27 protein-coding genes are annotated in these 25587 nt (G+C 34.2%); 4 read left to right on the top strand and 23 right to left on the bottom strand.

The features are described 5' to 3' along the window. Positions 1–26: 26 nt before the first annotated feature. Positions 27–1196, bottom strand: a complete 1170-nt coding sequence (locus tag GSH73_RS10555; protein ID WP_014758049.1) for a hypothetical protein — start codon at positions 1194–1196, stop codon at positions 27–29. 170 nt (positions 1197–1366) lie between these two features. Between GSH73_RS10555 and rd the strand changes: the two genes are divergently transcribed. Next, on the top strand, positions 1367–1525 hold the full coding sequence (gene rd, locus GSH73_RS10560) for a rubredoxin (protein ID WP_013787237.1): 159 nt from the start codon (positions 1367–1369) through the stop codon (positions 1523–1525). A gap of 20 nt (positions 1526–1545) precedes the next feature. On the opposite strand, the gene GSH73_RS10565 is transcribed toward rd, so the two are convergent. The 4 genes from GSH73_RS10565 to nadA are packed head-to-tail and all read right to left on the bottom strand — an operon-like array spanning position 1546 to position 5590. After that, positions 1546–2250, bottom strand: coding sequence for a YetF domain-containing protein (locus GSH73_RS10565; protein ID WP_014758048.1), 705 nt, complete (start codon positions 2248–2250; stop codon positions 1546–1548). Between the two features lie 37 nt (positions 2251–2287). Continuing rightward, positions 2288–3115, bottom strand: coding sequence for a carboxylating nicotinate-nucleotide diphosphorylase (gene nadC / locus GSH73_RS10570; RefSeq protein WP_333511160.1), 828 nt, complete (start codon positions 3113–3115; stop codon positions 2288–2290). Beyond that, complete coding sequence (gene nadB / locus GSH73_RS10575) at positions 3081–4685, bottom strand: L-aspartate oxidase (RefSeq protein ID WP_014758046.1); 1605 nt, start codon at positions 4683–4685, stop codon at positions 3081–3083. Before nadB ends, nadC begins: the two co-directional genes overlap by 35 nt. After that, positions 4682–5590 (bottom strand): quinolinate synthase NadA, encoded by a 909-nt coding sequence (gene nadA / locus GSH73_RS10580; protein ID WP_014758045.1) that lies wholly within the window; start codon positions 5588–5590, stop codon positions 4682–4684. Before nadA ends, nadB begins: the two co-directional genes overlap by 4 nt. 239 nt (positions 5591–5829) lie before the next feature. On the opposite strand from nadA, the gene GSH73_RS10585 reads away from it, so the two are divergent. Beyond that, on the top strand, positions 5830–6345 hold the full coding sequence (locus tag GSH73_RS10585; RefSeq protein WP_014758044.1) for a ferredoxin domain-containing protein: 516 nt from the start codon (positions 5830–5832) through the stop codon (positions 6343–6345). Between the two features lie 29 nt (positions 6346–6374). Here the strand turns inward: GSH73_RS10585 and GSH73_RS10590 are convergent, their stop codons facing one another. The 15 genes from GSH73_RS10590 to GSH73_RS10660 all read right to left on the bottom strand — a co-directional run bounded on the left by GSH73_RS10590 (position 6375) and on the right by GSH73_RS10660 (position 21310). Continuing rightward, positions 6375–7220, bottom strand: coding sequence for a YitT family protein (locus GSH73_RS10590; protein ID WP_014758043.1), 846 nt, complete (start codon positions 7218–7220; stop codon positions 6375–6377). Positions 7221–7243: 23 nt separating this feature from the next. Beyond that, positions 7244–7975 carry a WecB/TagA/CpsF family glycosyltransferase gene (locus GSH73_RS10595; protein WP_038070092.1) on the bottom strand — a complete coding sequence of 244 codons (732 nt, stop codon included), beginning with the start codon at positions 7973–7975 and terminating at the stop codon, positions 7244–7246. 2 nt (positions 7976–7977) lie between these two features. Next, a complete protein-coding gene (gene csaB / locus GSH73_RS10600; protein ID WP_014758041.1) occupies positions 7978–9057 on the bottom strand; it encodes a polysaccharide pyruvyl transferase CsaB in 1080 nt (359 codons plus the stop codon). Positions 9058–9094: 37 nt separating this feature from the next. After that, entirely contained in the window at positions 9095–11116 is a 2022-nt protein-coding gene (locus tag GSH73_RS10605; protein WP_014758040.1) for a DUF5693 family protein, read from the bottom strand. A 113-nt stretch (positions 11117–11229) separates the two neighbouring features. Then, a complete protein-coding gene (locus GSH73_RS10610) occupies positions 11230–11679 on the bottom strand; it encodes a hypothetical protein (protein ID WP_014758039.1) in 450 nt (149 codons plus the stop codon). Positions 11680–11795: 116 nt separating this feature from the next. Further along, on the bottom strand, positions 11796–12146 hold the full coding sequence (locus GSH73_RS10615; protein WP_014758038.1) for a type II toxin-antitoxin system PemK/MazF family toxin: 351 nt from the start codon (positions 12144–12146) through the stop codon (positions 11796–11798). Position 12147: 1 nt separating this feature from the next. After that, entirely contained in the window at positions 12148–12423 is a 276-nt protein-coding gene (locus GSH73_RS10620) for a CopG family ribbon-helix-helix protein (RefSeq protein ID WP_013297076.1), read from the bottom strand. A gap of 87 nt (positions 12424–12510) precedes the next feature. Continuing rightward, positions 12511–13677, bottom strand: a complete 1167-nt coding sequence (gene alr / locus GSH73_RS10625) for an alanine racemase (protein ID WP_014758037.1) — start codon at positions 13675–13677, stop codon at positions 12511–12513. Between the two features lie 13 nt (positions 13678–13690). Beyond that, on the bottom strand, positions 13691–14674 hold the full coding sequence (locus GSH73_RS10630; protein WP_038070095.1) for a LolA family protein: 984 nt from the start codon (positions 14672–14674) through the stop codon (positions 13691–13693). Positions 14675–14687: 13 nt separating this feature from the next. Continuing rightward, positions 14688–16214, bottom strand: coding sequence for an NAD(P)H-hydrate dehydratase (locus GSH73_RS10635; RefSeq protein ID WP_014758035.1), 1527 nt, complete (start codon positions 16212–16214; stop codon positions 14688–14690). A gap of 34 nt (positions 16215–16248) precedes the next feature. Next, positions 16249–16656 carry a DUF6514 family protein gene (locus tag GSH73_RS10640; protein ID WP_014758034.1) on the bottom strand — a complete coding sequence of 136 codons (408 nt, stop codon included), beginning with the start codon at positions 16654–16656 and terminating at the stop codon, positions 16249–16251. Positions 16657–16951: 295 nt separating this feature from the next. Next, the gene (locus GSH73_RS10645; RefSeq protein WP_014758033.1) at positions 16952–18202 is read right to left on the bottom strand and encodes an ATP-binding protein; all 1251 of its coding nucleotides are present in this window, start codon (positions 18200–18202) and stop codon (positions 16952–16954) included. 20 nt (positions 18203–18222) lie between these two features. Then, on the bottom strand, positions 18223–18609 hold the full coding sequence (locus GSH73_RS10650; RefSeq protein ID WP_014758032.1) for a secondary thiamine-phosphate synthase enzyme YjbQ: 387 nt from the start codon (positions 18607–18609) through the stop codon (positions 18223–18225). A gap of 63 nt (positions 18610–18672) precedes the next feature. Further along, complete coding sequence (locus GSH73_RS10655; RefSeq protein WP_014758031.1) at positions 18673–20895, bottom strand: HelD family protein; 2223 nt, start codon at positions 20893–20895, stop codon at positions 18673–18675. 133 nt (positions 20896–21028) lie between these two features. Then, complete coding sequence (locus tag GSH73_RS10660; RefSeq protein ID WP_014758030.1) at positions 21029–21310, bottom strand: DUF1294 domain-containing protein; 282 nt, start codon at positions 21308–21310, stop codon at positions 21029–21031. 162 nt (positions 21311–21472) lie between these two features. Here GSH73_RS10660 and GSH73_RS10665 point away from each other — a divergent pair, with 162 nt between their 5' ends. Then, on the top strand, positions 21473–22225 hold the full coding sequence (locus GSH73_RS10665) for a DUF438 domain-containing protein (protein ID WP_014758029.1): 753 nt from the start codon (positions 21473–21475) through the stop codon (positions 22223–22225). A 34-nt stretch (positions 22226–22259) separates the two neighbouring features. On the opposite strand, the gene GSH73_RS10670 is transcribed toward GSH73_RS10665, so the two are convergent. Beyond that, positions 22260–22655, bottom strand: coding sequence for a bacteriohemerythrin (locus tag GSH73_RS10670; protein ID WP_014758028.1), 396 nt, complete (start codon positions 22653–22655; stop codon positions 22260–22262). Between the two features lie 139 nt (positions 22656–22794). Between GSH73_RS10670 and GSH73_RS10675 the strand changes: the two genes are divergently transcribed. Beyond that, the gene (locus tag GSH73_RS10675) at positions 22795–23598 is read left to right on the top strand and encodes a Cof-type HAD-IIB family hydrolase (RefSeq protein ID WP_014758027.1); all 804 of its coding nucleotides are present in this window, start codon (positions 22795–22797) and stop codon (positions 23596–23598) included. A gap of 25 nt (positions 23599–23623) precedes the next feature. On the opposite strand, the gene GSH73_RS10680 is transcribed toward GSH73_RS10675, so the two are convergent. Both GSH73_RS10680 and GSH73_RS10685 read right to left on the bottom strand, forming a co-directional pair. Next, positions 23624–24865, bottom strand: a complete 1242-nt coding sequence (locus GSH73_RS10680; protein WP_038070116.1) for a serine hydrolase — start codon at positions 24863–24865, stop codon at positions 23624–23626. A 194-nt stretch (positions 24866–25059) separates the two neighbouring features. Next, a complete protein-coding gene (locus GSH73_RS10685; protein ID WP_014758025.1) occupies positions 25060–25581 on the bottom strand; it encodes a GNAT family N-acetyltransferase in 522 nt (173 codons plus the stop codon). Positions 25582–25587 lie beyond the last annotated feature (6 nt).

Raw genomic sequence — 25587 nt, forward strand, 5'->3', positions numbered from 1 at the left:
AGGCAATTGCTCCGCATTAAAAATATTTAGTTTATTAAATCAACAGTGTAACTTAGATTATTATCATTAACACCAATTTTAACTATTGATGGATCTATTTCATTTCCAATAGAAAAACCTAAGTATGTATTTATATCTACTATCGGCGAAAAAGCATACAGTGTCTTTTTTGATTTTCCACTTTCTTCATCGACAATAAAAATATCACCTGTGTCATTCCTTTTTACAAAATAATAGGACTTTTTCCCAAAGATGTCTTTTGATATGTTTATTACATTTCCATTAATCTTGTAAAACTTTTTCTCAATGATATTGTATATGATGCTATTATTCTCCTCTGCATCTTTTAAAAGTATGTTACCATCTTTATACATTGCACTTCCTATTTTAAATCCAACGTCATAATTATTTAAGCTTTTACCCGTTAGCACATCTCTTAAAGTAAATGTCCTATCGTCGTAAGTGAACAAATTGTCATAATCTATGCATATCAAATTGCCAGACGATATTTTGCTGTCATCTTTAAATATTCCATTGCCATCATAAAACACCTTTCCCATATCATCAATGCATACATTATTAACATCAAATGGAAGGTCTTTGTCATATATTTTAAAATTGTCTAAATCTACAATATACGCTTTTGATGGTTTATCATCATCTAACAAAACTAAGTATTTTTCTAGAGGCGACCAATTGACATTTACTTTATCAATATCTCCAGAATATATCTGGTATAATTTTCCTGTATTGACGTTTATCAAATACATTTCATCATCCGACAAGCTATTACCTCCTACCGCAAAATTTCCATAAGGGCTAAATATAAATTTTGTCGATTTATTGCCTTGGAAATACTTTAAATTGATTTTTTCTGCATCTATTACCTTGTAAAACTTTTTATTTCTAAATAGCACCAAAGCTTTTCCATCGTATATGAGAAGCTTGTCGTAATTTGCAAATACAATTTTTTTATAAGCATTGTCATTTGCATTTGAGTAAGTAAAATTGTACTGAGGAAGATTGACATAAGGAAGTCCGTCGTATAATTTTTTGTAATCTACTTCCATCTTATTAACTGCTTTGCTCTTTACTGTGTTGGATGTTTTAACGCTATTTTCAACAGGTTTTGCTTTCCCACATGACGCAAGAATTATAGATAACAAAATAACTAACACAGCTATTTTTCTCATCATTGAACAACCTTTCGTCTTTTTATTAAATTATATGCCAAATTGAATCCATTTTATACCATCTGCAATGCACTTGTACAAAATATGGAATAAAATCATTTTCAATATTGATTTTGGCCATTCCCAACTGATATAATATAGCTATAGATAAAAAAAAGAAAGGGTTGAGAAACATGGAAAAATGGGAATGCACAGTTTGCGGGTACATATATGATCCAGAAGTTGGCGACCCAACGCAAAATATACCACCAGGAACTAAGTTTGAAGATTTGCCAGATGATTGGGTATGCCCTGATTGTGGGGTAGGAAAGGATCAGTTTGAGAAGCTATGAAAATAAGGAGCATAGGCTCCTTATTTTTTGGTAACGTATAGTATGTCGTTTGTCTCATAAACTGCAAGAAAAACATCTTTAAAATCTGTTATGTTGTAAGCGTGCAAATTTTCCATAAGCCATTTCTCGTCTTTTCCAATCATCTCTAAATTTTTGTGTAGCACTATCCCATCTTCAATGACAGCTATAGGAGCATGTATAGGAGCTTTCCTTATGTCCAAATCCTTCAATGTCACACTTTGACTATCTGCGTTTTTTATTATGCTTATTTTCCCATTGCTTTCTAAATATGCCGCATGAACATCTCTCACGCTTAAAACGTTGTGGAGTCTAAGCTCTGTCATCAGCAAATCTAAGTCTATTTTAGCCTTTTTTAACCCACTCTTTATGATTTCGCCTTCATATATAAGCGGTATGACATCCAAATCAACCATTTTCCTTAATTTAGCATATTTTATCGTCAAAAAATTAAACAGAATGTATAAAATAACAAATGTTACACTTGTAATCACAGGACCTCTCAAACCTAAATTGCTGTCAGAAAGTTGATGAGCAATGATGTTTCCAAAAGCTATAGATATGATAAAATCACTCATCTTCATATTAGAGAGAGTCCTCTGCCCCATGATTCTTAAAAGAAATAAAAGTAAAACGTACGCAGTGACAGCTCTTAAAACCCATGAGGTCAATGTAAGGTCGTCGTATCCTTCCCAAAACTTTTGCATTATATCACCTCATGGTTATTGTTCCACTTAACACATCTTATAAATCATAACTTATATCAAGTGCTTTTACCGAATGCGTTATTGCGCCAACTGATATAATATCAACACCTGTTTTAGCCACTTGCAATATATTGTCTTCATTGATATTTCCAGATGCCTCTAATATTGCTTTTCCATTGGTTATTTCAACAGCTTCCTTCATCATGCCAATAGTCATATTATCAAGCATTATAATATCTGCTCCATATTTCAATGCTTCTTTTAGCTCGTGTATCGTCTCCACTTCTATTTCTATCTTTTGGGTATGTGAAACACTGTTTTTGATCATAGTCAGTGCGTTTTTAATTCCTCCAGCCGCTTTTATATGATTATCTTTTATCAAAACCCCATCGGATAGATTGTACCTATGGTTAATACCACCGCCTACCAAAACTGCGTATTTATCAAAATACCTTAATCCAGGCATCGTCTTCCGCGTATCTGTCAATTGAGCCTTAGTCTCACTTATCATGTTCTTAAGCACCCTGACGTATGTGGCTATTCCTGACATCCTCTGCATAAGGTTTAGTGCAACTCGTTCCGCCTTAAGGCAAGAATTCAGTTCACCATAAGTTTCTAATATCAGATCTCCTTTTTTTACAGCATCACCATCTTTAAAATACTTTACATACTGGATATCTTTATCAAATGTATTAAAAACCATCAAAAAAACATCTATGCCAGCTATTATTCCATCAGCCTTTGCGTATAAATATCCTTTAGCTTTTGCACCTTTAGGTATAAGCAAATCTGTGGTAATATCACCCCATGTTAAATCTTCTAAAATATAGTTATCTATCAATTTTTGTGCTATAATCCTGTCCATCAAAATAAATTTCATCTCCTCTTATCAATATGTGTTTTCTGTACATTTCATTTTCTTCCGGGTAATCAGTTCTAAAATGACTTCCTCGGCTTTCCTTTCTTAAAAGAGCAGACATCGTCATATACTTGCTTACAATGTATAAACTTAAAAGTTCGTTTTTCGCCCTATCATCTGCATTTATATAAAGTATATTTTCATGAAGCTTTAGCCAATTAAGCATTGTTTTTAAACTGTTTTCGCTCCTTATGATGCCAACATTCTTCTCCATTAGATAGCGCAATTCGTGCTTCAATCCATCTATATCTATTTCCACATCAATTTTGTCGTTATTGTGAAAATGAGAAGGAACAATCTTATTGTTTAAATATTTTTTGGAATCGCTAATAGCCCTCGTAGAAAAAACTAAACCTTCCAATAATGAATTGCTGGCAAGCCTATTGGCTCCTTGTACGCCAGTACAAGCGCATTCTCCACAAGCGTAAAGCCCTTTTATAGTAGTTTCCCCGTTTAGATCTGTAGCGATTCCACCCATGTAATAATGTGCAGCAGGTGATACAGGTATATAATCTTTTTCAATGTCAATACCCATTTTTTCAATTTTTTCGAATATAGATGGAAAACGTTGCTTAAATAAACTCTTATCAATATTGGAAACATCTAAGTATACATAATCTATTTTGCTTTTGCTTATTTCGCTTAAAATTGCTCTTGATACTACATCCCGTGGCGCAAGTTCATTTAACTTATGATAAAATGGCATAAATCTTACACCTTTTTCGTTTCTAAGTATGCCACCTTCACCTCTTATAGCTTCAGTAATTAGAAATCTCTCCCCATCCTTGCCATGTAATGCAGTTGGATGAAACTGCATGAATTCCATGTCCTTCAAAACTGCTCCTTGTCGTGCCGCAAGTGAAATGCCATCACCTGTTGATGTATCAGGATTTGTCGTGTTTAAGAAAAGATTTCCGGCACCACCTGTAGCCAGTATCACCACTTTTGCCCATACGATAAAAATTTGATTTAAAATCAGGTTCTTTGCTAAAATACCTTTCACCATATTATCTTCCACAAGCAAATCAAGAACTAAAGTATCTTCAAAAATTTTAACACCATCTAAAACAGATATAAGTCCATTTATTATTTCCTTACCAGTGTAATCTCCCGCATGTATTATCCTATTTGCAGAATGCGCCCCTTCCCTACCAAGCTCAAGCTGGCCATCCTTTTTGTCAAAGTTAATACCCAAATCAATAAGGCGCTTAATATTTGATGGCGCCTCTTTGACTAAGACTTCCACAGCTTCTCTGTCACATAGTCCTGCACCAGCATAAATAGTATCTTCTATGTGAGACTGAAAGCTATCTATTTGAGATATTACACAAGCTATACCGCCTTGTGCTAATGACGAGTTCGAACGAAAAAGTCTATCTTTTGTCAACAAAAAAACTTCTCCATAGCTCTTTGCCAAATATGATGCATTAAGGCCAGCTATGCCACTGCCAACTATTACATAATCACTCATGTAACTTTCTACTTCATTAGAATCAAAATTTACACTGTAGCTCATTTTACATCTAACATCCTTTTAATTGGAATAATAGCTTTTCGTCTAATATCATCAGGAACTTTTACTTCTGGCCGCAAATTTTCGAGGCTTTCTAACACATCTTCAATCTTCGTCTTCTTCATGTTGGGACATACCAGCTTATTAGAAGGAAGTATAAATTTTTTATCAGGGTATTTCTTCTGCAATTGATGTAGTATGCCATCTTCTGTGCATATTATAAATTCACGGGCATTGCTTTCTTTTACAAATTTTATCATGCCAGAAGTAGAGAAAACTCCATCTGCAATATCTAAAACATCTTCTCTGCATTCCGGATGAGCCAAAATCACTGCTTCAGGATATCTTTCTTTTGTCAATTCGACTTCAAGTCTTGACAACTTATTGTGAGTATTGCAGTATCCTTGCCAAATTATCATATTTCTTCCTGTCATCTTTTCCACGTAACGTCCCAAATTTTTGTCTGGGACAAAAATAACTTCTTTCTCCTTCGGTATTGTATTTACTACTTTTACAGCATTGGCAGACGTACAGCATATGTCGCTTAACGCTTTTACTTCTGCTGTAGTGTTAACATAGCTTACCACATAAGCGTCTGGATGCTGTTCTTTTAGCTTTAAAAGTCCATCATAGTCAGCCATTTCAGCCATAGGACAGCCTGCACCTATATTTGGAAGAAGCACCATCTTATCAGGTGACAGTATACTGGCAGTTTCAGCCATAAAGTGAACACCGCAAAATACGACTACATTTGCATCTGTCTCTGCTGCTTTCCTGGATAATTCCAGTGAATCTCCAATAAAATCAGCAATATCTTGAATCTCAGGTCTTTGATAAAAGTGACTTAATATAACTGCATTTCGCTCTTTCTTAAGCTTGTCTATTTTATTTAAAATATCTTTATCCATTTGTATTTCCCCTTTTGTAAATTTAATAATATTTTAGCACTTGTATAGTTTATTGTCTATAATGCTGTATATACATCGAAGTATGATTTCTTTTATTTGATACTAATATTGTCTTATAAAAGAGCTTTTTATATGCTTTGTGAAAATTTTATTATCTTTTATCATTGCTGCCATGATTTTGTATGATAGAAAAATAGTAATATAATATTGTTGTGATAAAAATAAATGGAGGGATTTCAATGAATGTTATCGAATTAGCAGCAGAACTCATGGCTTTGTCTGCAAGAACAGCACCGAAAGCGTCTGGGCAGGACTTTATAGAGACAAAAGTCATAACCGGAGATGACTTGAAAAGGCTTAATGAAGATATGGTTAAATACGGAGTAGAATCTGGAAAGAAAAATTTTGATAGGGACGGCAAAAATGTCGAAAGATCCGCGGCTGTACTGCTTGTTTCTCTTAACAAACCAAAAAAAGCTGGTCTAAACTGCGGAGCTTGCGGATACAACAAGTGTGATGAGTTGCCAGATTTCAAAAAGGGAACAGAATTTGACGGTCCTATGTGCGCTTGGAGGCTTATTGATTTGGGCATTGCAATAGGATCTGCAGTAAAGACTGCCAGCATGCTAAATGTAGATAATCGAATAATGTACAGGATCGGCATAAGCGCAAAAAGATTAAATCTTATAGATGGTGAAATCGTAGTAGGCATACCATTGTCAGCTACAGGGAAAAACATATACTTTGATAGATAAAAAGGGCATGGCAATAACCATGTCCCTTTTTACATGTTTCTAAATCCTTCACCTAAAACTTCATGAGCTGTAGACAAAATCACAAAAGCTTTTGGGTCTATTTTTTTGACGACATTTCTTAATGTGGTTACTTCACTTCTATTTACAACCACCAGCAAAACGTTTTTTTCCTGTTTAGAATATCCTCCAACACCTTTTAGCTCTGTAACACCCCTATCCATGTCGTACAGGATGGAATGGCTTATTTCATCGTACTTATCAGAAATAATTATAGCGATTCTTTCGTAATCAGTTCCTTCTTGAATGACATCTATTACCTTTATCGCAATAAATTCTGTCGCCAGTGCATATAGAGCAAGCTCTGGACTAAACTCGATTCCCGCCAATGCAATTATTATAAAATCTATTATGAGCAAAATCCTGCCAACGGTCAAAAAAGGTATGTACTTGTGAAGCGTCATTGCCGCAAGGTCAGTACCGCCTGTCGTAGCCCCGTACTTAATAACAATTCCAAGACCTAAGCCCATTATAAGCCCACCATAAACAGCCGCCAACATCGGGTTATGCGTCATAGGCTTTAAAAACGATAGTGCATCAATTGAAACGCCAAGAAGCAGTGTAGAGTACAGAGTCTTAGCTCCAAAGACCGAACCCAAAACTTTGATTGATATTAAAAATAGCGGGATATTTATAAGAAGCGTGACAGCTCCAACAGGCCACTTGAAAATATAATTTAAAACGATGGCAAGTCCGCTTACACCACCAGGAGCAATTTGGTTAGGTATCAAGAACAAGTCAAGTGATAAAGTAAGCAACAGTGTCCCTATTGTGATCCAAATAAAATCCATTACGATCTTTTTTACCTTTTCGCTCATAAGAATGTGTCCTTTCTTATTCATTACTTTGGTTTTTTGGAAAGCAACACTTTAACTGCGAATTTAGGCAATGCCATCATTCGCTTATATCTCCACGGTTCTTTCAAAAGGCGATAAAACCACTCTAATCCCAACTTCCTGTAAATCCCTGGCGCGCGAGTAACTTTCCCTGCTATTACGTCAAAACTTCCACCAACGCCAATTGCCACTTTTGCTTTTAATTTATTTCTATTCTCATATATCCATTTCTCTTGCTTTGGTGCTCCTAATGCAACAAATAATAAATCTGTATTTTTCTCATTTATATCATTTATGATTTCAGCTTCATCGTATTTACTAAAATATCCATCGTGAAACCCAACTATGTCGATTCCGCTGTATTGCCTTTTTAAATTAAGATATGCACCTTTCACCACATCAGATTTAGCACCTAAAAGATATATTTTATACTTTTTTGCAGATGCAACTTTGATAAGCTCCATCATCAAGTCAAATCCCGCAACTCGCTCAGGCAGCTCTTCCTTGTAGATCTTTGATGCAAAAATAACACCACTGCCATCAGGAACATTTAAGTCTGTCTTATTTAAAATATCTTTATACTCAGGATCTTTCTGTGCCATCATCACAATCTCAGCATTTGGAGTGGCAACCATGTGAAGTTTATCTTCAGATAAAAATTTTTCTACAGTATCAACAGCTTGTTTCATATTGACTTTATCAATTGGCACATCAAAAATCACAAACCTTCCAGCCATCTTTACACCCCGTTACTATTGTTTTTTAAATACACGAAGTTGTTTTTAGACAATTCTCTTAATGCTTCAAGATGAATTTTTAAATTCTCTACAAACTCATCTTTATTGTTTAAGATATATTCAGCATATTTGACTATTTCATCTGAAGAAAACCTATCTACCTTAAAAATCTTTGAATCGACTGAATTCAAAAACCCATCAATTTTTGGATCGTAAGATATACCTATAAATGGGACTAATGCCACCAAAGCAAATATCAGTGAATGAAGTCTTACTCCAATAAGCAAACTGCATTTTTTTATTATTCCCAATATCTCTTTAGGCTCGTACTTACCTCTTACAATCTTATAAGGAGATTTTAAGTAGTTAGCCACCTTTTCACTCTCTAATTCATCTTTTTTATAGTAAAAAGGCAAAAAAACAACTTCTAAGTTATACTTTGTTGATATATCATCAATCGCTTTAGCAAGCTCTACTCGCGATAATTCATTGTTTCCCCATTCTCTGGTACATACAACTATGTACCTATTCTTATCAATTCCCTCGTCTTCCAATATTTTCTCTATTCTTTCATCGCTGCAGACATTTAAGTTAACGACAGGATCAGCAGCGAGAATAGCATTTTTCTCTATATTAAGTTCTTTTAAAATAGAGAGCGAATCCTTGTCTCTTACTGTAATCATGTCTACCCTTTTTAATAAAAAATTAGCCAAAATTTTATTGTATCTGTGTTGTATAGGCCCTATTCCTTGTCCTACAATATACACTTTTTTCCTCAGCAAAATACCTAAAAAGATTATTGATAGATAGTACCATAAGCTTTTGCTGCTTGTGATATCTTGTATTAAGCTTCCACCACCGCTTATAATGACATCAGAATCCTTTATCCCATTAAAAACATCTTTAAATGAATTTCGATTTATAGATTTTACACCGTACTTAGATGAAGTAACATAAGGTGCATTTGAAAGCACCGTGATGTCATCTGCACCCCTTTCTTTAAGTCCGGCGACGATGCATTCTAAGACAGCATCATCGCCAGTGTTTTCAAAGCCATAATACCCCGATATCAAAATTTTCATTATTTTTACCTCCATGGCTTAATAAAAGTAAGTAAAATTAATTGCGAACATTCTTCATCTTTATATATCTCATAAAAATATCAACAACTTTTAATGCAACTAATCCTATTACAAGCCCAAACACCCAGCTTATCACAGTACGCTCCAACGCAATTTTAAGCACACTTTCAACGTGACTCATAGTATTAGGCATAGACAGTATTCCGATAGACGCCAGTATTCCAAGTATAAAATTCATTGATTTTGATTTCTTTTTAGCAGCATATATGCTTAATATTAAAGCAGGATACCCCACTAAAAATTCCTTCGTCCTTGGCCTTGCTACAAGGTAATGTTCAAGCAAGCTTCTAAACTTAAGTTCTATCGATGTTGGCTTTATGACTGGTGAATTGCCTGTTCTCGAAATATACACAATTCCTACAAAACCAGCTATCAAAACAGCCAATACATGCCATATCTTAATTTCTGTATTTAGTATCTTGATGGAAGCATCAGCCAATTTCTTAAATGTATTTATATTCCACACTTTATAGCAATAATACGCTATATATACGATTACCGGTACCGTAAATGACAGTTTTACGCCTCTAAAGTAATCCAACTTCAACATGTATTTGCTGTCTGCCATAATCGCTGCAATTATCAGCCCACCAGCTAAAGATATTAAAACTGTCTTAAAGAAAATGTAAAGTGATTCTCTCACATAATGACCATCTTCTCCACTCTCGATAATTTTTTTGCTGCTATCGATAAAATACCCTATAGCCAATGATGGATATATTATAGATGACAATAAAGCTACTGATTTAACGCCAAGGTCATTGTACTTTGTTAAAATCAAAAGTACCGATATGACAATGCCTAAAATCGTAAGTATTAAAGAATACCTGTCTTTAAGCCCAAAAAGCATCAAAAGAAGAATTCCGCCTGCAACAACGCCTAAAGAAATCAACAATTCCATTACCTTTGATTGATGAACCGGACTTAAAGGCTTTACTACGCCTAAATTAAGTCCCGCATAACTTGCAAGGTCATTTATCTCTTTCAACATTGATATGTTCTGCTTCAAATTGTAATTTTGAGACTTAGTCGTATCTACTTTTGCCCTAATGTATATGATTCGCACATCTCTCTCTATGATAGATCTGTACCATCTGTCAACTATTCCACTTGTATCGTACTTAGCTGTCTCAGCTTCAGAAAGACCGTAAACTTTAGCTCCATTATAACCATCAAATTTCGTGAATTTTTCTGTTCCATCTTGCAAGTTTTTGCCCATAGGTGTATCAATAATTCCGATGGCGATTCCGTTCTTTTTAAATAAAGATGCCGCATACGATATTTTATCAGGGTTTCCCAATACATCATTTCCGCCAAACACTACTGTCTTCACGTCATAATGTTTTAAAAGCTCTACGTAGTTTTGTATGTCTTTGTCTTTTATACCATTGTAGTTTTCAATCCTTGGTATTATATCAAGACCCAATGATTTTACCATGTCTAAATCATTTTTGTCAAAACCTAAGCCTTGGTCAGCAAATGTGTTCATGTCTTCGTTTAAAATAAATGCATAGTCATCTCCATTTTTTAAAATGGTCAGCTTGTCAGAAGGCATCCTTTTAGTCAAAGATGACTTCAAGAAATCATAAGTTGAAACATCGTCTGTAGTTACAACGATATAATCCTTCTCGATCTTTTTTTGGCTGTCATTTAAACTTTTAAGGTATGATGTCAATGCAGAATTGCCAGTAGTATTCTTGAGGTTATAAATATTTTCCACATCCGACATCTTGTAAAGCGCTATTTTGCCGATTTCCTGAAGCCTGTTTAGCGTTACTTCAGGCACTGCCACTCCTTTTAAGCCGTTCTCTTTAAATGTTGTCAGCACGTCCTGTATGCTCATTCCCGTATTCTCAGCCAAATTTTCAAAGTTATAAAGATCAGCCACGGTTTCCACCGTGTTGTACTTATTTTCAACGCCAATTCTGGATACATCTACAATTGCAGATACTGCTAATGATAGTACTACAAAAAATACGAGTATTTTTTTTAGACTCAAAGAATATCTCTCCTTCATTATTTTAGTATTATATCACTTGAATTATATCACTTTAATATAACCTTGAGCAATACCATATTTTAGAAAAAAAATAAAGCGCTTTAAAGCGCATTTTAATTTTTTGTGTATTTTCCCATTACCACGATTATAGTATCAGCTTTCGCTTTTATTCCTCTGCCATCTGACCGTGGGAAAAGCAACAGATGATTTGCTGGTATCAATGCATTGTTTTTTAAATCTTTCCCACCTGTCAAATCCGATACGCCATCAGTGCTTGTGACAATCGTTGATGTATTGTCAGTTCTGACTATAGCCTCAGATCCTTGATAAAGTGTAATGCTTTCACCCGGCTTTAACTCGACTATATCGTAATTGCTGCTGCTTACTGCACCTACTTTGCTATCTATGTAATTCTTTAAATCATCGTACTTGCTATCTACATAGCTTTTTGTAACTATCGGATCCTGTTGACTGCCGGGATCTTGAGTCGAATCAGCGTACACAATTCCAATTACAGCTAACATCACAACAAATACCAATATCAATCCATAAATCTTCTTCACAAGCTAAGCCCCCTCTTTAGTTCTATTTTATACAAAAAATTTGCCTATTTCAACAAAAATCTCTTTAAATCTTGAAAAACGCCATAAAAATAAAAGGACATTTTTCTAAGCTGTCCCTAAAAATCTATCAACCCAAGGCTTATCTGCAATGCCTCATTTACTTTTTCCATCATCTCTTGGTCAAAATGACCTATCTTTTCCCTTAGACGCTTTTTGTCTATAGTCCTTATTTGTTCTAATAGAATAACTGAATCCTTATTAAGACCATATTCTGTCCCATTTATCTCAACATGTGTCGGCAATTTAGCTTTGTTTATCTGAGATGTTATTGCTGACACAATAACCGTAGGGCTGTACTTATTGCCGATATCGTTCTGTATCACGAGTACGGGCCTAACACCACCCTGTTCTGAGCCTATGACAGGGCTTAAATCAGCATATAAAATATCTCCGCGCTTTACAATCATATCAATCACACTTTTTCAATTTCTTTTCGTATCCGTTAAAGCATTCGTTGTCAGCGGTTAGGCCCAATTCCGCAAGTTCTGCATTTATAGCCGCCATCTCAAGGTACCCTTTTTTCATGCTCTCCCTTATTTTCATCTTCTTTCTCTCTTTAATGTACAATTTCATGGCTTCTCTTATAAATTCACTGCGGTTTCTATTTTCCATAGCTGCAAGTACATCAACTTCTTCCAGTAAGCTTTCCGGCAAACTGACGAGTATTCTTTTTGTCTCGCCCACAATTATGACCTCCTAACACACTTATATAATTTATTATATACTGCTATATATATTAATGTCAATCTTTATTATTTTTATACATAATATTTAACATTTTAAATAATTTTCTACTTTTGTTATCTCTCCATTAAATATATATATTCTTGGTACCCGTCTGGATATTCCACAATATACTTCATAAGAAATAGTTTTTAATTTCTTTGCAATTTCATCAGCACTTATGAATTTGCCATCTGCTTCTCCCATAATAGTGGCTGTATCACCTTCTTTAACATCTTCAATCGGCGTCACATCAATCATGCATTGATCCATGCATATTTTGCCAACTATAGGAGCGTATTTGCCATTTATTATGACATTGTGATTATTTGATAAAAGCCTGTTTAATCCATCTGCATATCCTATAGGCAAAGTGGCTATGCGACTTTTCCTGTTTGTCCTATATGTCCTGTTGTAGCTTATATATTCTCCTTTCTCTACATCTTTAACATAAACGACTTTCGACCTTAAAGATATGGTTGGCCTTAAATCGATTTTCTTATTGACTTCATCTGAAGGAAAACTGCCGTAAAGTATAATCCCCGGTCTTACCATGTCAAGGTGTGTCTCAGGCATGTCTAATATTGCAGCACTGTTTGCTATATGCCTAATAGGAATGTATATACCAGACTTTTTAAGCCTTTCTATAAGGCTTAAAAAAATCTTAAGCTGCCTTACCGTGTACTCCTTGTCTTTTTCGTCTGAGGACGAAAAATGGCTAAATATGCCTTCAATGTTGATTCCAGAAAGAGATGACATGGATAAAATTTCTTCATAAGCTTTATTCATGTCATTGTAGCCAATGCGTCCCATTCCCGTGTCTATCTTAACATGAATCTTAGCATCCTTGCCAAGTTTTTGGGCTACCTTTGCTACTTCTTTTACATAACTTAGCTCAAATGCTGTCTGCGTAATATCGTACTTTATGAACACATCAGCAAATTTTGCAGGAGTATATCCTAAAACGAGTATTGGCTTTGATATGCCTTGCTCTCTTAATTCCAAAGCCTCATCAATTGTCGCAACAGCCAGATAATCCACGCCGCAATTTATCAATTCCTTTGACACTTCATACGAACCGTGCCCATACGCATTTGCCTTGACTACAGCCATTATACCGGCATTTTTATCAGTGATCTTTCTTATCTCCTTGTAATTGTGAATTATATTATCCAAATTAACTTCCGCCCATGTTGGTCTATACAAATTAAACATAATTACCTCCAAATCATATTAAAGAATTTAAAATCATCAATGCTTCATCAGAACTGATTTTTTCATTAATCATCAAATCAACAATAAGACCACTTCTATCTAAAATATATCTATTCCCTTTTTTATAATAAGTAATATTTCCAATGCGCTCTTTATCAAAGCCTTTTCCATCAAAATCATTAACACTTTCAACAATTTTTATTATATCATTACCGTTTAAATATGTTAAATTAATTGAATTATTATTTGACATATCTATGGTTATATTTTCAAGGGCATAACCTTTAGGCATGTATTGGGGAAATACTGGATTTATTCCTGAGTATCTATAAACATCTTTTATGTCTACAGTCATATTAATATCAGTATTCAAGTATCTGCTAAATGTAGAAATATCTTTCTCAGCGAAAAGACCATCATCTAAATCTGGATTATACACGAAATTTCTATACTTTATCTCAGCAAAAACCTTCCCATTTATGTCGTAAATCTTCATAGATACCGGTTTGTAATCTTTTTTTGAAAATTCAACTGATTCATTGTACATAAAAGTATTTCCATTTAAGATCGGAACATCGATTCGGTAAAATTCACCATCACCGCTTTCTTTTATCTCTCCGGCTTTTTTAAAATTGTCTATAAATGATGTAAAAAGGGAGTATGCAGGTATATTTTCGCTATCATCCTCTATAAATGTCTGATTTATTTTCGAAAAATACACGTAACTCCTATTACCATCGTACACGATAACTTTATCAGGTTTATTAGACTCATCGTATATTTCCATGCGGTACTTTCCATCTTTATAAAACTGCTTCATAGTGTATCTCTTTGTATTTTTATTATTATTAAGCTGAATCTCCACATCTGAAGCATATGTTTTTAAATTTTGAATCGCTTTTTTTACATTTGAAGGCACATCTAAGCGAGACTTTTTTATGCATCCTGGCAAAAAAATAGTCAATATAAGCAATAACGCAAGCAAAAGTCTCCTCAATCACATCACCTCTTCACATTTTCATTACATAGGGAATATATTCAAGTATGTTTGTCGCAGTAAGTCCGTATTCTCCATACCTTTCTGATGCCATATCGCCTGCTTTTCCATGATAGTAAACTCCGTAAATGGCCGCTTTTACCTCCTTTAATCCCTGAACCAAAAATGACGATATCATGCCTGTCAAAACATCTCCTGAGCCTGCCGTAGCCATACCCGGATTCCCTGTACAATTAATATATATGCCTTCAGTATCGTTTCCTATTACTGTTCTTGAACCCTTGAGAACAAGTGTAGCTTTATACTTTGAAATGAACTTTTCAACAGTTTCGTATATATTATCATTTATTTCATTAGCAGAACCTCCTGATAATCGCGACATTTCACCAATATGTGGTGTTAAAATGACATCTTTCCCGATTATCATATCCACTGAATCAGATATAGCATTCAATGCATCAGCATCAAGAACTAACGGTTTTTCAAGCCTTAATATGACTTCCTTGACAAACTCTCTTACATCGCAGCTATTTGTAAGCCCAGGACCTATTGCTACAGCATCAACAGTATTCGCCAACTTTAATACTTCATCAACTGAACCTAAATAAAATGCCCCATCTTTGTCATCCAACCCATACGTTATGATTTCCCTCAAACTGCTTTGCATAATTCCTTGTATAGCCTTTGGAACAGCTAATTTTACTATGCCACATCCTGTCTTTATTGCACTCATAGCACACAAAGCTGCTGCACCAGTCATATTTTTTGAACCAGCTACAACCAAGAGTTTGCCATAATCTCCTTTATGGGTATTTCTGGCTCTTTTCGGCAGTACAACATCGTCCTGTGAAATCATATTGTACCTGCACTGAATATTGTCAACTAAATTGCGTGGTATGCCTATGTCTGCCACAATGACTTTTCCAGCGTAATCAACACCTGGATATACAGCAATTCCCTTTTTCATAAACTGCATGGTTACAGTAACATTTGCTTTTACTGCACACCCTTCTACCTTCCCATTATCACCATTTATTCCCGATGGTATATCGACAGATATGACGTATTTGCCAGATCCATTCACAATGTCAATAGCATCCTTGCTTATGCCTGACACTTCTCTGTCAAGGCCTGTTCCATACAGCGCATCTATGACCAAATCAGATTCTTTGATGTTTTTTTCAAAAAATTTTAGTTGCTCTTTCTGAAGGATTTCCGCCACGTAAATCCCCATATTGATTATTATGTCGAGGTTCTTCTTTGCATCACCAGAAATCAATCCTATATTTGATACTACAAAAACCTTCACATCAAAGCCTTTGTTGAAAAGATATCTTGCAGCAACAAAGCCATCTCCACCATTATTTCCTTTCCCACACAAAATCACGATATTTTTTCTCTTGCAACTAAACAGGTATTCTGCAGCATGTTCCGCCACAGCACGACCAGCATTTTCCATAAGGCATACCGATGGCAATCCAACGGTGTTTATGGCTATAGATTCTATTTCTCTCATTTCTCCATTTGATACGATCTTCATAAACATCATCTCCGTTATCGTTCTATTAATGTTATTATAAACTTAAAATTGCAATAAAAAAAGAAGGCTTTAAGCCCTCATATTGCAATTTTGCACTCATTTGCGTATTCATCGTAATCATATATATGTATTGGTAGTAAAGATCATCTATTACGTCTGATAAATGCAGTGGTGACAAGTCATCGATACAAAATCTTTTTGCCATATCTTCCACTTTGTCTTTGTATGGACTTACATGAACTACTACATCACCAAGCTCTTCTTTCACTATACCCTTCTCGGTTATCTGCTCCACAATTTCGATTCCGTACGACGGCAGATCAACATTTTCGCCGCCATTAAATACTTTTACCTCTGATTTTACTACAGCGTATTTCCTCACTATCGTCTTGTCACCATAGTTTATTGTCGATACGTACTCGCTTACTCTTTTGTAATACATAATTTTACCCCCTTAATTCGTTCTAAGCTTTGAATTTTTATCAAAAATTTACTATTAAAGTAAAAATTCTATTATAATATTCTATTTATCCCTCAAAAATCCTTCTTTTTTTTAGAATATTTTTTATCGACAGAAAATGATATAATATTCCATGTGTAAACATTTAACACCATTCAAATAGCCGATTACACGATTTTGTAATCATAAAACTGAGTTTGTTTTTATTGAATAAGAGCGAATTATGTCGAAAAATTTTTTTACGAAAAATAAAAAATAAAGGGATTTTGAAATCCCATCAGCAAGTTCTTAAATGATCGATAAATTGTCTGGCGGTTCTTGGTGACATGCCATTATGCCAAGAGCTCCATCTCATCGATTCTCTTATCAATGTATCTCTGTCTAAATCAATATGGTACTTTTGTGCTAAAGATTCGACTATTTTTAAATATTCTTCTTTGCCAGGCGATGTAAAAGTAACAGTTATTCCAAACCTATCTGCCAATGAAAGTTTTTCTTGTTTTGTATCTAATGAGTGAATTTCACTTTGTGCATTGTCAGTTAAATACTCTTTTATCATGTGCCTTCTATTTGAAGTGGCATATATTAAAACATTGGTAGGAAGTTTCTCTATACCACCTTCAAGTGTTGATTTTAGAATTTTATATTCAGTCTCATTTTCTTCAAACGATAAATCGTCCAAAAACAAGATAAACTTAAGTCCTCTTTTGCTTATGAAACTTATAATTTTATTCAGATCCAAAAGATCTTGGCGACTTACCTCAATAAGCCTAAGACCTCTTTTATAGTACATATTCAATACAGCCTTTACAGTTGAAGATTTGCCAGTTCCTCTATCTCCATAAAGCAAAATGTTTGAGGCCGGTAAACCTCTCAAAAACCTTTCTGTGTTATCTATGACAATTCTGTGCTCATCTTCATATCCTACCAGATCTTCAAATTCAATAGGATCAGGATTTTCTACACCGACAATTTCCCCATCAAGCCATCTAAATGCCCTGTAGGCTCCGTATATGCCACAACCATTTTCTCTATAGTATTTTGCCACATCATCAGCATTATTCAAGTCTATCAAATATTGTCTATCTCTTTCATATGATGCTAAAAGACGTTCCCATGAAATTGCATTAAATATCAAACACTCTCTAAGACAATCCGCAAAATCCACTTCCGAAAGGTTTTTTAAGTATTCAAGCTCCATTTTTGCAGCCATCTTCAATGTTTCATCAATGTAATCTTGTCCAAATTTTTCAGATAACATGCTAAATATATTTTCATCGATTTTTACCAATTCATCTATCTTCGATTTCCAGATCTCAGAATACACATTATTCGCTACAGCGTAATTTGACAAATCTGAAAATAAATCTCTGTACAGCTCGTAGACTTTGCCTTCATCCACTTTTTCACTGACAAGTAAATTCAAAATTTTTATGGCTTTGTCTACTGTGGCATCTTTCATTATATTTTTGTATATAATGATATTTTTTAAGTCATCTGTTAACTTAGATATATACTCTTTGGTCACAACAATTATCCCCCTTATCTTTACACTATTTTAACGTACACTTTTCTATGCCTTGGACCGTCAAATTCACAGAAGTATATGCCTTGCCATGTGCCTAACTGCATATCCCCATTTTCTATCATCACACTGATGCTTGTCCCTACCAAGACAGATTTTATGTGGGCATCCGAATTTCCTTCTAAATGCCTGAATCTTATTTTCGGAATGATCTCATTAAGACCTTTTAATACATCTTCCTTTACATCGGGATCAGCATTTTCATTTATCGATATACCGGCCGTAGTGTGTGGCACATGAATGAAGCAAATGCCATCTTTAATGCCGCTTGCTCCTACAATTTTTCTCACTTCATCAGTTATATCAATAATAGTCTCTCTTGATGGCGTATCAATCTTAATAACTTCCATAAAACCACCTACCTTCTTCAATGTTTTATAAAATTATAGCAAATTTACTGGCAAAAATAAAATTCACCCTATAAACTTACAAAAATCACCAAGAGAATATATTACGAGTTTATGCAGCGCTCGCGTACATGCAATGTACAAAAGATTTCTGTCGTATTCGGTCCTGTAATTTTCACTTGATGCGTTAAAGACAAACGCCACATCGAATTCTAAGCCTTTAGCCCCATAAGGCGTAATTATGTTTATACCTTCTATCACTTCATCATCTTTTGAGTTTAAAAGTTTCACATTGACAAAATTCTTCATGGTGTCGTAGACTCTATCTGCTTCATCTTTTGTCTTTGCAATGACGCCAATTGTCTTATACCCATCCGCAAAAAGTTCCGAAGCATTATTTGCTATGCTTCTGCATATTTCTTCAAAACTATATTTGCGGACCAATTGTGGTTTATCGCCATGTCTTTCAAATGGCGTTATTTTCGGAGGATGTTTAAGCAATCCAATAGAAAATTCATTTATCTCATAAGTCGATCTGTAACTTTTTCCCATGAAGAACTTCTTTATCCTTTTCCCAGCAAAAACTTTCTCCATAAGATCGTAAAAAGCCGTATTTATCCCCTTATCAAGTGTTTGGTTCACATCTCCCAATATGGTAAATTTGGCATCACGAAAACTCAATTTAAATATCTCATAAAAAATCTGTGAATAGTCTTGTGCTTCATCAATCACAACGTGTTTTATTTGTTTGTAAGCCGTAACTCCTTCCACCTTGTACTTCAAATATAATATAGGCCCAATGTCTTCGTAATACACTTTTCCATCATCTATGTTTTTACAAGTCAATTCGGCTATCTTAAAAAAATCTTCAGATAAATCTAAGTTTAGCCCGGATGAAAGCCTTTTAAACAAATCTTTATCAGCAAATAGCAATCTATAAATATCTAAGAAATTGATATCTGTAAAACTATTTACTTGCTTTTTAATCCTCCTCATTTCTTTTATTGACAAAAAACGGCTGTATGCCTTTACTTCAAATTCATGTCCTTTGCGATCTTCAACAAATCTTTCAATTTTAGAAAGCCTTTCTTTTCTAAAAGGATGAATTTTATCAAATATCTTCATTTCTAATCTTTTAAGCCTTTTTTTAATTGGCCGGTTCATCTTGTCATTTAAAAATTCATTCTTTAACTCATACCTATTGTATAAGACTTTACCATCGTAATACACATCTTTAAACTCTATCATATTCCTTTCATAGTATGATAAAAGTCTGTCTAAAACCATAATAAATTCTGAAGAATTTTTAAGTCTTGCAGAATCCAACATGACTTTGTCTTCACACGATGAAAGCCTTTCTACATAATCGGACCTTTCCTCAACGAGTACCACATCGCCTATGGCATTTTTCACAAAATCCTCAAAGATAATTTCATTTACATTTTCTTCGCCCAACTCTGGCAGCACATTTTTTATATATTGACTAAAAATTTTATTAGGTGAAATTATGAGTATATCATCTTTCTTTAAATTTTTATCTTTTTCAAAATAAAGCAAATAGGCTATCCTATGCAATGCTATTGAAGTTTTTCCACTTCCCGCAACACCTTGAACCACTAAAACATCTCCATCTACATCTCTTATTATCTTATCTTGTTCTTTTTGAATAGTTTCGACAATTGTCCTCATCTTCGCTGTAGAATTACGCCCTAAGGCTTCTCTTAAAATTTCGTCGTCTATTACTACATTGCAGTCAAAGTAATATTTTAGCTTTTGATTCTCAATCTTGTACTGACGCTTTAACACTACATCTCCTTCTATAATCCCGTCTGGAGCTTCGTAAAAGGCTCTGCCTTTTTCAAACCTGTAAAACACACTTGATATGGGCGCTCTCCAATCGTATACGATAATATCAAATGTGTCTGGATCTCTTAAAGTCCTAAGCCCTATGTATATTTTTTCTAATAAATCTGAACCGCTTTCTACAAAATCAAATCTGCCGAAATAAGGAGAGCTAACCATTTTATTCAATGATTTAAGATTTTTTAAAATTTCATTATAGTACACAATATGTTTTTTAAGCTCATTGATATATGGGTTCACTTCTACTAATCTATCAAAATTGTTAGGTGTGGTCGGTGCATAATTTAAAACTTCTTCTTTAAGCTTTCTTATATCTGACTTTTCCACCATAATCATTTGTTTCAATCTGTATATTTCATCTTCAATAAAATCGATAGTCCTGTTAAGGTACTTCAACTCCAATTGATAATCATTAGTTCGCTCCATTTTACCACTCCCTTTTAAGACTTCGATCGTTTATGTTGATATATTTTCTGTGGATATTGTGGATAAGTTTGTTAATAACTGAAATTCAATTACTATCAATGTGCATTACATGTTAGCATATAAAATATCTTTTCTAAAAATGATTGATGCTTAAAATCTTATGCAAAAAGTATAAAGACAGTATATTTGTAAATACAGCCAAAGGTACTAAAACTTTGAAGCTTATGTGCTTTGTCTTATGGTGGAATATGTACATACCGCAAAAAACGCCTATACCTCCCAGCAAAAATGATAAAAGAAAAAGAGTTCTTTCTTTAATCCTCCACTTTTCATGAGTAGCTTTGTACTTGTCTATGCCCATAATGGCAAACGTAATAATATTCCACACAAAGATAATTAACCAAAATACTTTCACAATATTCATCCGCCTTTTTTTAAGTTTAATTTTATTTTAAAACAAAACTATAAAAAAATAAAACAACAAAAATTTATTACTATCAAAATACTGTGATTTAAATCACAGTATTTCAATGTGATTTATTGTATACTGAAAATAGAAAAAAGGAGGATGTATATTATGGAAAATAGAGTCGATAAATTAGCAGACGTACTTAGAAGGCTTAACAATAGCGAAGATCCTGAGACGGTAAAAAGCGAGGCAAAAGAATTGATAGAAGACCTTACTGCTGAAGAACTATCTTTAGCAGAGCAAAAGCTAGTTGATGAAGGAATGCAGGCAGAAGAATTGAGAGGACTTTGTTCCGTTCACATGGAAATGCTGGAAGGACAGTTAAACGGCTTGAAAGAATCTTTGCCTCACGATCACGTATTGCAAACACTTATATTAGAACACGATGAAATACTAAAGCTTCTTGACAAATTAGAGCTTTTAAACATAAAGATTCAGAAGATGTCGTCCCCACAAGAAGACAGAGCCTTGTTATCAGATTTAAATGAAACTGCAGAAGGCATTTTAAGCGCTGAAAAGCACCACAAAAGAGAAGAAGATGTATTGTTCCCTGAGCTTGAAAAGTTGGGTATAACAGGTCCAACAAGGATAATGCGGCTTGAACACGATGAAATAAGATTAAGGAAAAGAAGTTTGGTAGAGCTTGCAAATAACGTTGACTACATCGATTTTGCAGATTTTAAATACAGAGTGAAAGAACTATCAAGCTACATCGTATTTAATATGAGAGATCACATCTTTAAAGAAAATTACATCTTATATCCCACAGCCTATGAGGCAATCGTCGATGATAATTTATGGGCTGACATGAAAAATAGGTGCGATGAAATAGGATACTGCCCATTTACACCGTTAAAGTAATTTACAAGGTGGCGCTTTAGTGCCACCTTGTTTTTTATTGCTTTTCTGCATATAACCTATCATCTTTCAATATGTGCTTTTCAATCCAATCCACCAAAAAGTTTAAAATGTCTTTTATGTATTCGTCTTGATTTTGATCTATCTTATCTAAGTCTATGTTGTTGATCTTCTCTTTAAAATCATCGTGCAACACTTTATGAGAAAGCAACTTTTTAAAGCCTATGCTTTTCATGTAGTTTTCTTCATAGTCAAAATGGTAAATCGTATAATCTTTCAGATCTTTTATTATGTCTACAATATGATCGTATTTATCAATGGCAAATTCATTCTTCAATAAATCGTACGCTTCGTTTGCAATATCAAAAAGCCTCTTATGCTGCTTATCAATCTCGCCAATGCCAAGCCTGAAATCTTCTTTCCAAGTTATCATTTAATCTCCTCCCCATAATTTTTTTATAATTTTAACATATATATAATTTACGAACAATATCATAAAAAATTTTTCACTGGTCTTAAAATCAAAAAAATTGTATAATAGATACGGTGTAAATATTATTTGGGGTGATCATATGAAATACAAAATGGTTGTAGCAGACGCAGATGGAACTTTGTTAGATGACAAAAAAAAGATCTCTGAAGCCACGAAAAATAGTGTAAAAAAGTTTCGCAATATTGGAGGTATTTTTACATTAGCAACAGGTAGGGGCATCATATCAGCAACTCCATACATAAAAGAACTTGATATCGATGTGCCTGTCATACTTTTTAACGGATGTGTAATATACGATCACATAAATAAAAGAATACTGCATGAAAATTATCTTTCTGATGATTTGTACAAGCTTATAGCAAAAAAATGGCAAGAGGGAAAATACGACGTAGACATTCTTGTATACAGTATAGACGGCATATTTGTCAATAAGATATCCGATTTCATCAAATCATACATGGAAATAGAACACGTAAAATGCGATTTAATCGAAGATCTCAGCAAACTTGATAAAATTATAAAGGTGCTTTTCAGAGGAAATAGAAACACATCTTTAGAGCTTGTAGACGAAATAAGGCAGTTATCCAATGAACCATTTACATGCGTACAGTCAGACGAATATTTTATAGAAATTCTCCCTTACGGCATTACAAAAGGATCTGCACTCATAAAATTATGTGATATTCTCAATGTAGACATTAATCAGGTTGTAGCAATAGGCGATCAAGACAATGACAAAGAAATGATAATCAAAGCAGGATTTGGTGTCGCTATGGGAAATGCTGATGATGTCATAAAAAGTAGTGCTAATTATGTGACAAAATCTAATTTAGAAGATGGTGTCAGCGATATAATAGAAAAAATTATACAGGATGAACTTTAAAAAAGCCGGTAAAACCGGCTTTTTTTTAATGGCTATTCTGGAAGTCGTATACCATTTTTGAGATTTCTCTTATTACAGTATAGGCATCTGAATTATCAGATCCGTCAACATTATTGCCCATCACCGTCAATATATACGGTTTTGACGGATAAAATACTATCGCAGTATCATTTACCACATTGGAAAGATTGCCAATCTTATGAGCAACAGTTATATTGCTTGGCAAAGGATATGATATCCTATCGTTATAAATAGTATTTTCAAGATAACTTAGAAGCTCCCCTGACGTACTGCTGTATGCATTTGCATAATTTAATATATCCTCCATGTAGATGCTTAAATCCCTTGGAGATGTAACATTATCTGAATATGGCACAACATAAGCACCTAAACTTTTTATGAAATTCAAATAATTGTCATATCCTACAACTCTCATCAACATATTTGATGCTATATTGTCGCTTTCTTCTATAGATTTTTTTGAAAGCTCCCTAATTGTATAATAAGTTCCAACAGGATCGTACTGTATAGAACCTGAACCACCTTCATAATCCTGTGATGTATACTGGACTTCCATATTCGGATCTATTTTCCCTTCGGTTATAAGTGTATACACATAAAAATTTAGAGGTACTTTATATGTGCTGGCAGCAATAAAGGATCCATAACCATTTATATCAAAAGTCTCGCCAGAATTTAAGTCTATGAAGTATACTCCGTAATTTCCTGTATGCTGACTAAGCAGCGTCTCAATATTGTCTTTAAGCTGCTGATAATTAGAGGCATTGTCAAGCTGTTGCGGTACTGTCACTGGCGGATGTGGTATAAGCAACTTCTCGCCAACGTATAAAGACGCATTGTCACTCAGTCCGTTTTCATCCAGAATATCTTGAACAGATGTCCCGTATTTTTTCGCTATGAAATAGATATTGTCATTTGGTTGTACATCATAGACGACTGGATTTTCCCACAAACCATTTTGAATAGCATTGTAAGTATTAGGTCCTACAATTCCGTCTACAACCAAATTTTCTGCTTTTTGAAAATCTAATACTCCATTTAATGTGTTGTTGCCAAAAATACCATCGATAGTACCTGTATTAAAGCCAATACTATTTAATATGCTTTGTAGCTCTGATACATCAGTGCCGTAGGTCCCAGTGTACAACAATCTTGAACCGAACTGAAACTGCGGAAGTCCGTTATCACCGTATGATATGACAGGCATGAAAACTACAGCTAACATTAATAGATATAAAAACAACATTTTAATCTTACGCAAACCGCATTCCCCCTTTCCGGTATATTATATAATATATATTTTTATATGTCATTAGTATATGCGAACCTTGATTTCCATAATATATCATTAATAAAAGACTTTATCGCTTGAAAATCAAAAGCCTCAGAAACATATTCCAAACATGTATCTGAGGCTTCTTCTAATCTATCTACAAAAACTTACGTAAAGAATTCATCAAACCTTTTTGCAAGATCCATCAATGCTTTATCATGTACTCTATATACAGTCCACTCGTCCATAGGTACAGCACCTATTTGCCTATAAAATTTAATAGAAGGCTCATTCCAGTCGAGACAGCTCCATTCAAGCCTGCCGCAATTTCTTTCCAAGGCTAATTTAGCCAAAAACGCCAACATTATTTTGCCAAATCCTTTACCTCTCATCTCAGGCTTTATGTACAAATCCTCAAGATAAATGCCAGGTCGCCCTAAAAATGTAGAAAAATTGTGAAAAAACAATGCAAATCCTACAGGTTCTCCATCGTACTCCCCTATGACGACTTCTGCCACTTTACGTTCAAATAGAAATTCTTTTAATAGTTCCTCTGTCGCCACAACTTCTGACAAAAGTTTTTCATATTCCGCCAGATCCTTTATAAAGTTTAATATAAGCGGTACATCACTTTCTACTGCAAATCTTACTTTGAATCTGTTATCTTTTTCACCTGCCAAATCTTTCATTATTTT

It is taken from the genome of Thermoanaerobacterium aotearoense, from assembly GCF_009905255.1.
GTDB classification, from domain to species: Bacteria; Bacillota; Thermoanaerobacteria; order Thermoanaerobacterales; family Thermoanaerobacteraceae; genus Thermoanaerobacterium; species Thermoanaerobacterium aotearoense.

Excerpts from the sequence above, each read along its gene's own strand:
- GSH73_RS10595 (WP_038070092.1), bottom strand. The coding sequence starts at position 7,975 with ATGGCTGGAAGGTTTGTGATTTTTGATGTGCCAATTGATAAAGTCAAT.
- rd (WP_013787237.1), top strand. The coding sequence starts at position 1,367 with ATGGAAAAATGGGAATGCACAGTTTGCGGGTACATATATGATCCAGAA.
- nadA (WP_014758045.1), bottom strand. The coding sequence starts at position 5,590 with ATGGATAAAGATATTTTAAATAAAATAGACAAGCTTAAGAAAGAGCGA.
- GSH73_RS10655 (WP_014758031.1), bottom strand. The coding sequence starts at position 20,895 with ATGGAGCGAACTAATGATTATCAATTGGAGTTGAAGTACCTTAACAGG.
- GSH73_RS10675 (WP_014758027.1), top strand. The coding sequence starts at position 22,795 with ATGAAATACAAAATGGTTGTAGCAGACGCAGATGGAACTTTGTTAGAT.
- nadC (WP_333511160.1), bottom strand. The coding sequence starts at position 3,115 with ATGGACAGGATTATAGCACAAAAATTGATAGATAACTATATTTTAGAA.
- GSH73_RS10590 (WP_014758043.1), bottom strand. The coding sequence starts at position 7,220 with ATGAGCGAAAAGGTAAAAAAGATCGTAATGGATTTTATTTGGATCACA.
- csaB (WP_014758041.1), bottom strand. The coding sequence starts at position 9,057 with ATGAAAATTTTGATATCGGGGTATTATGGCTTTGAAAACACTGGCGAT.
- GSH73_RS10585 (WP_014758044.1), top strand. The coding sequence starts at position 5,830 with ATGAATGTTATCGAATTAGCAGCAGAACTCATGGCTTTGTCTGCAAGA.
- GSH73_RS10640 (WP_014758034.1), bottom strand. The coding sequence starts at position 16,656 with ATGTATTACAAAAGAGTAAGCGAGTACGTATCGACAATAAACTATGGT.
- GSH73_RS10555 (WP_014758049.1), bottom strand. The coding sequence starts at position 1,196 with ATGATGAGAAAAATAGCTGTGTTAGTTATTTTGTTATCTATAATTCTT.
- alr (WP_014758037.1), bottom strand. The coding sequence starts at position 13,677 with ATGTTTAATTTGTATAGACCAACATGGGCGGAAGTTAATTTGGATAAT.
- GSH73_RS10635 (WP_014758035.1), bottom strand. The coding sequence starts at position 16,214 with ATGAAGATCGTATCAAATGGAGAAATGAGAGAAATAGAATCTATAGCC.
- GSH73_RS10615 (WP_014758038.1), bottom strand. The coding sequence starts at position 12,146 with ATGATTGTAAAGCGCGGAGATATTTTATATGCTGATTTAAGCCCTGTC.
- GSH73_RS10650 (WP_014758032.1), bottom strand. The coding sequence starts at position 18,609 with ATGGAAGTTATTAAGATTGATACGCCATCAAGAGAGACTATTATTGAT.
- GSH73_RS10680 (WP_038070116.1), bottom strand. The coding sequence starts at position 24,865 with ATGTTGTTTTTATATCTATTAATGTTAGCTGTAGTTTTCATGCCTGTC.
- GSH73_RS10565 (WP_014758048.1), bottom strand. The coding sequence starts at position 2,250 with ATGCAAAAGTTTTGGGAAGGATACGACGACCTTACATTGACCTCATGG.
- GSH73_RS10670 (WP_014758028.1), bottom strand. The coding sequence starts at position 22,655 with ATGATAACTTGGAAAGAAGATTTCAGGCTTGGCATTGGCGAGATTGAT.
- GSH73_RS10685 (WP_014758025.1), bottom strand. The coding sequence starts at position 25,581 with ATGAAAGATTTGGCAGGTGAAAAAGATAACAGATTCAAAGTAAGATTT.
- GSH73_RS10665 (WP_014758029.1), top strand. The coding sequence starts at position 21,473 with ATGGAAAATAGAGTCGATAAATTAGCAGACGTACTTAGAAGGCTTAAC.
- nadB (WP_014758046.1), bottom strand. The coding sequence starts at position 4,685 with ATGAGCTACAGTGTAAATTTTGATTCTAATGAAGTAGAAAGTTACATG.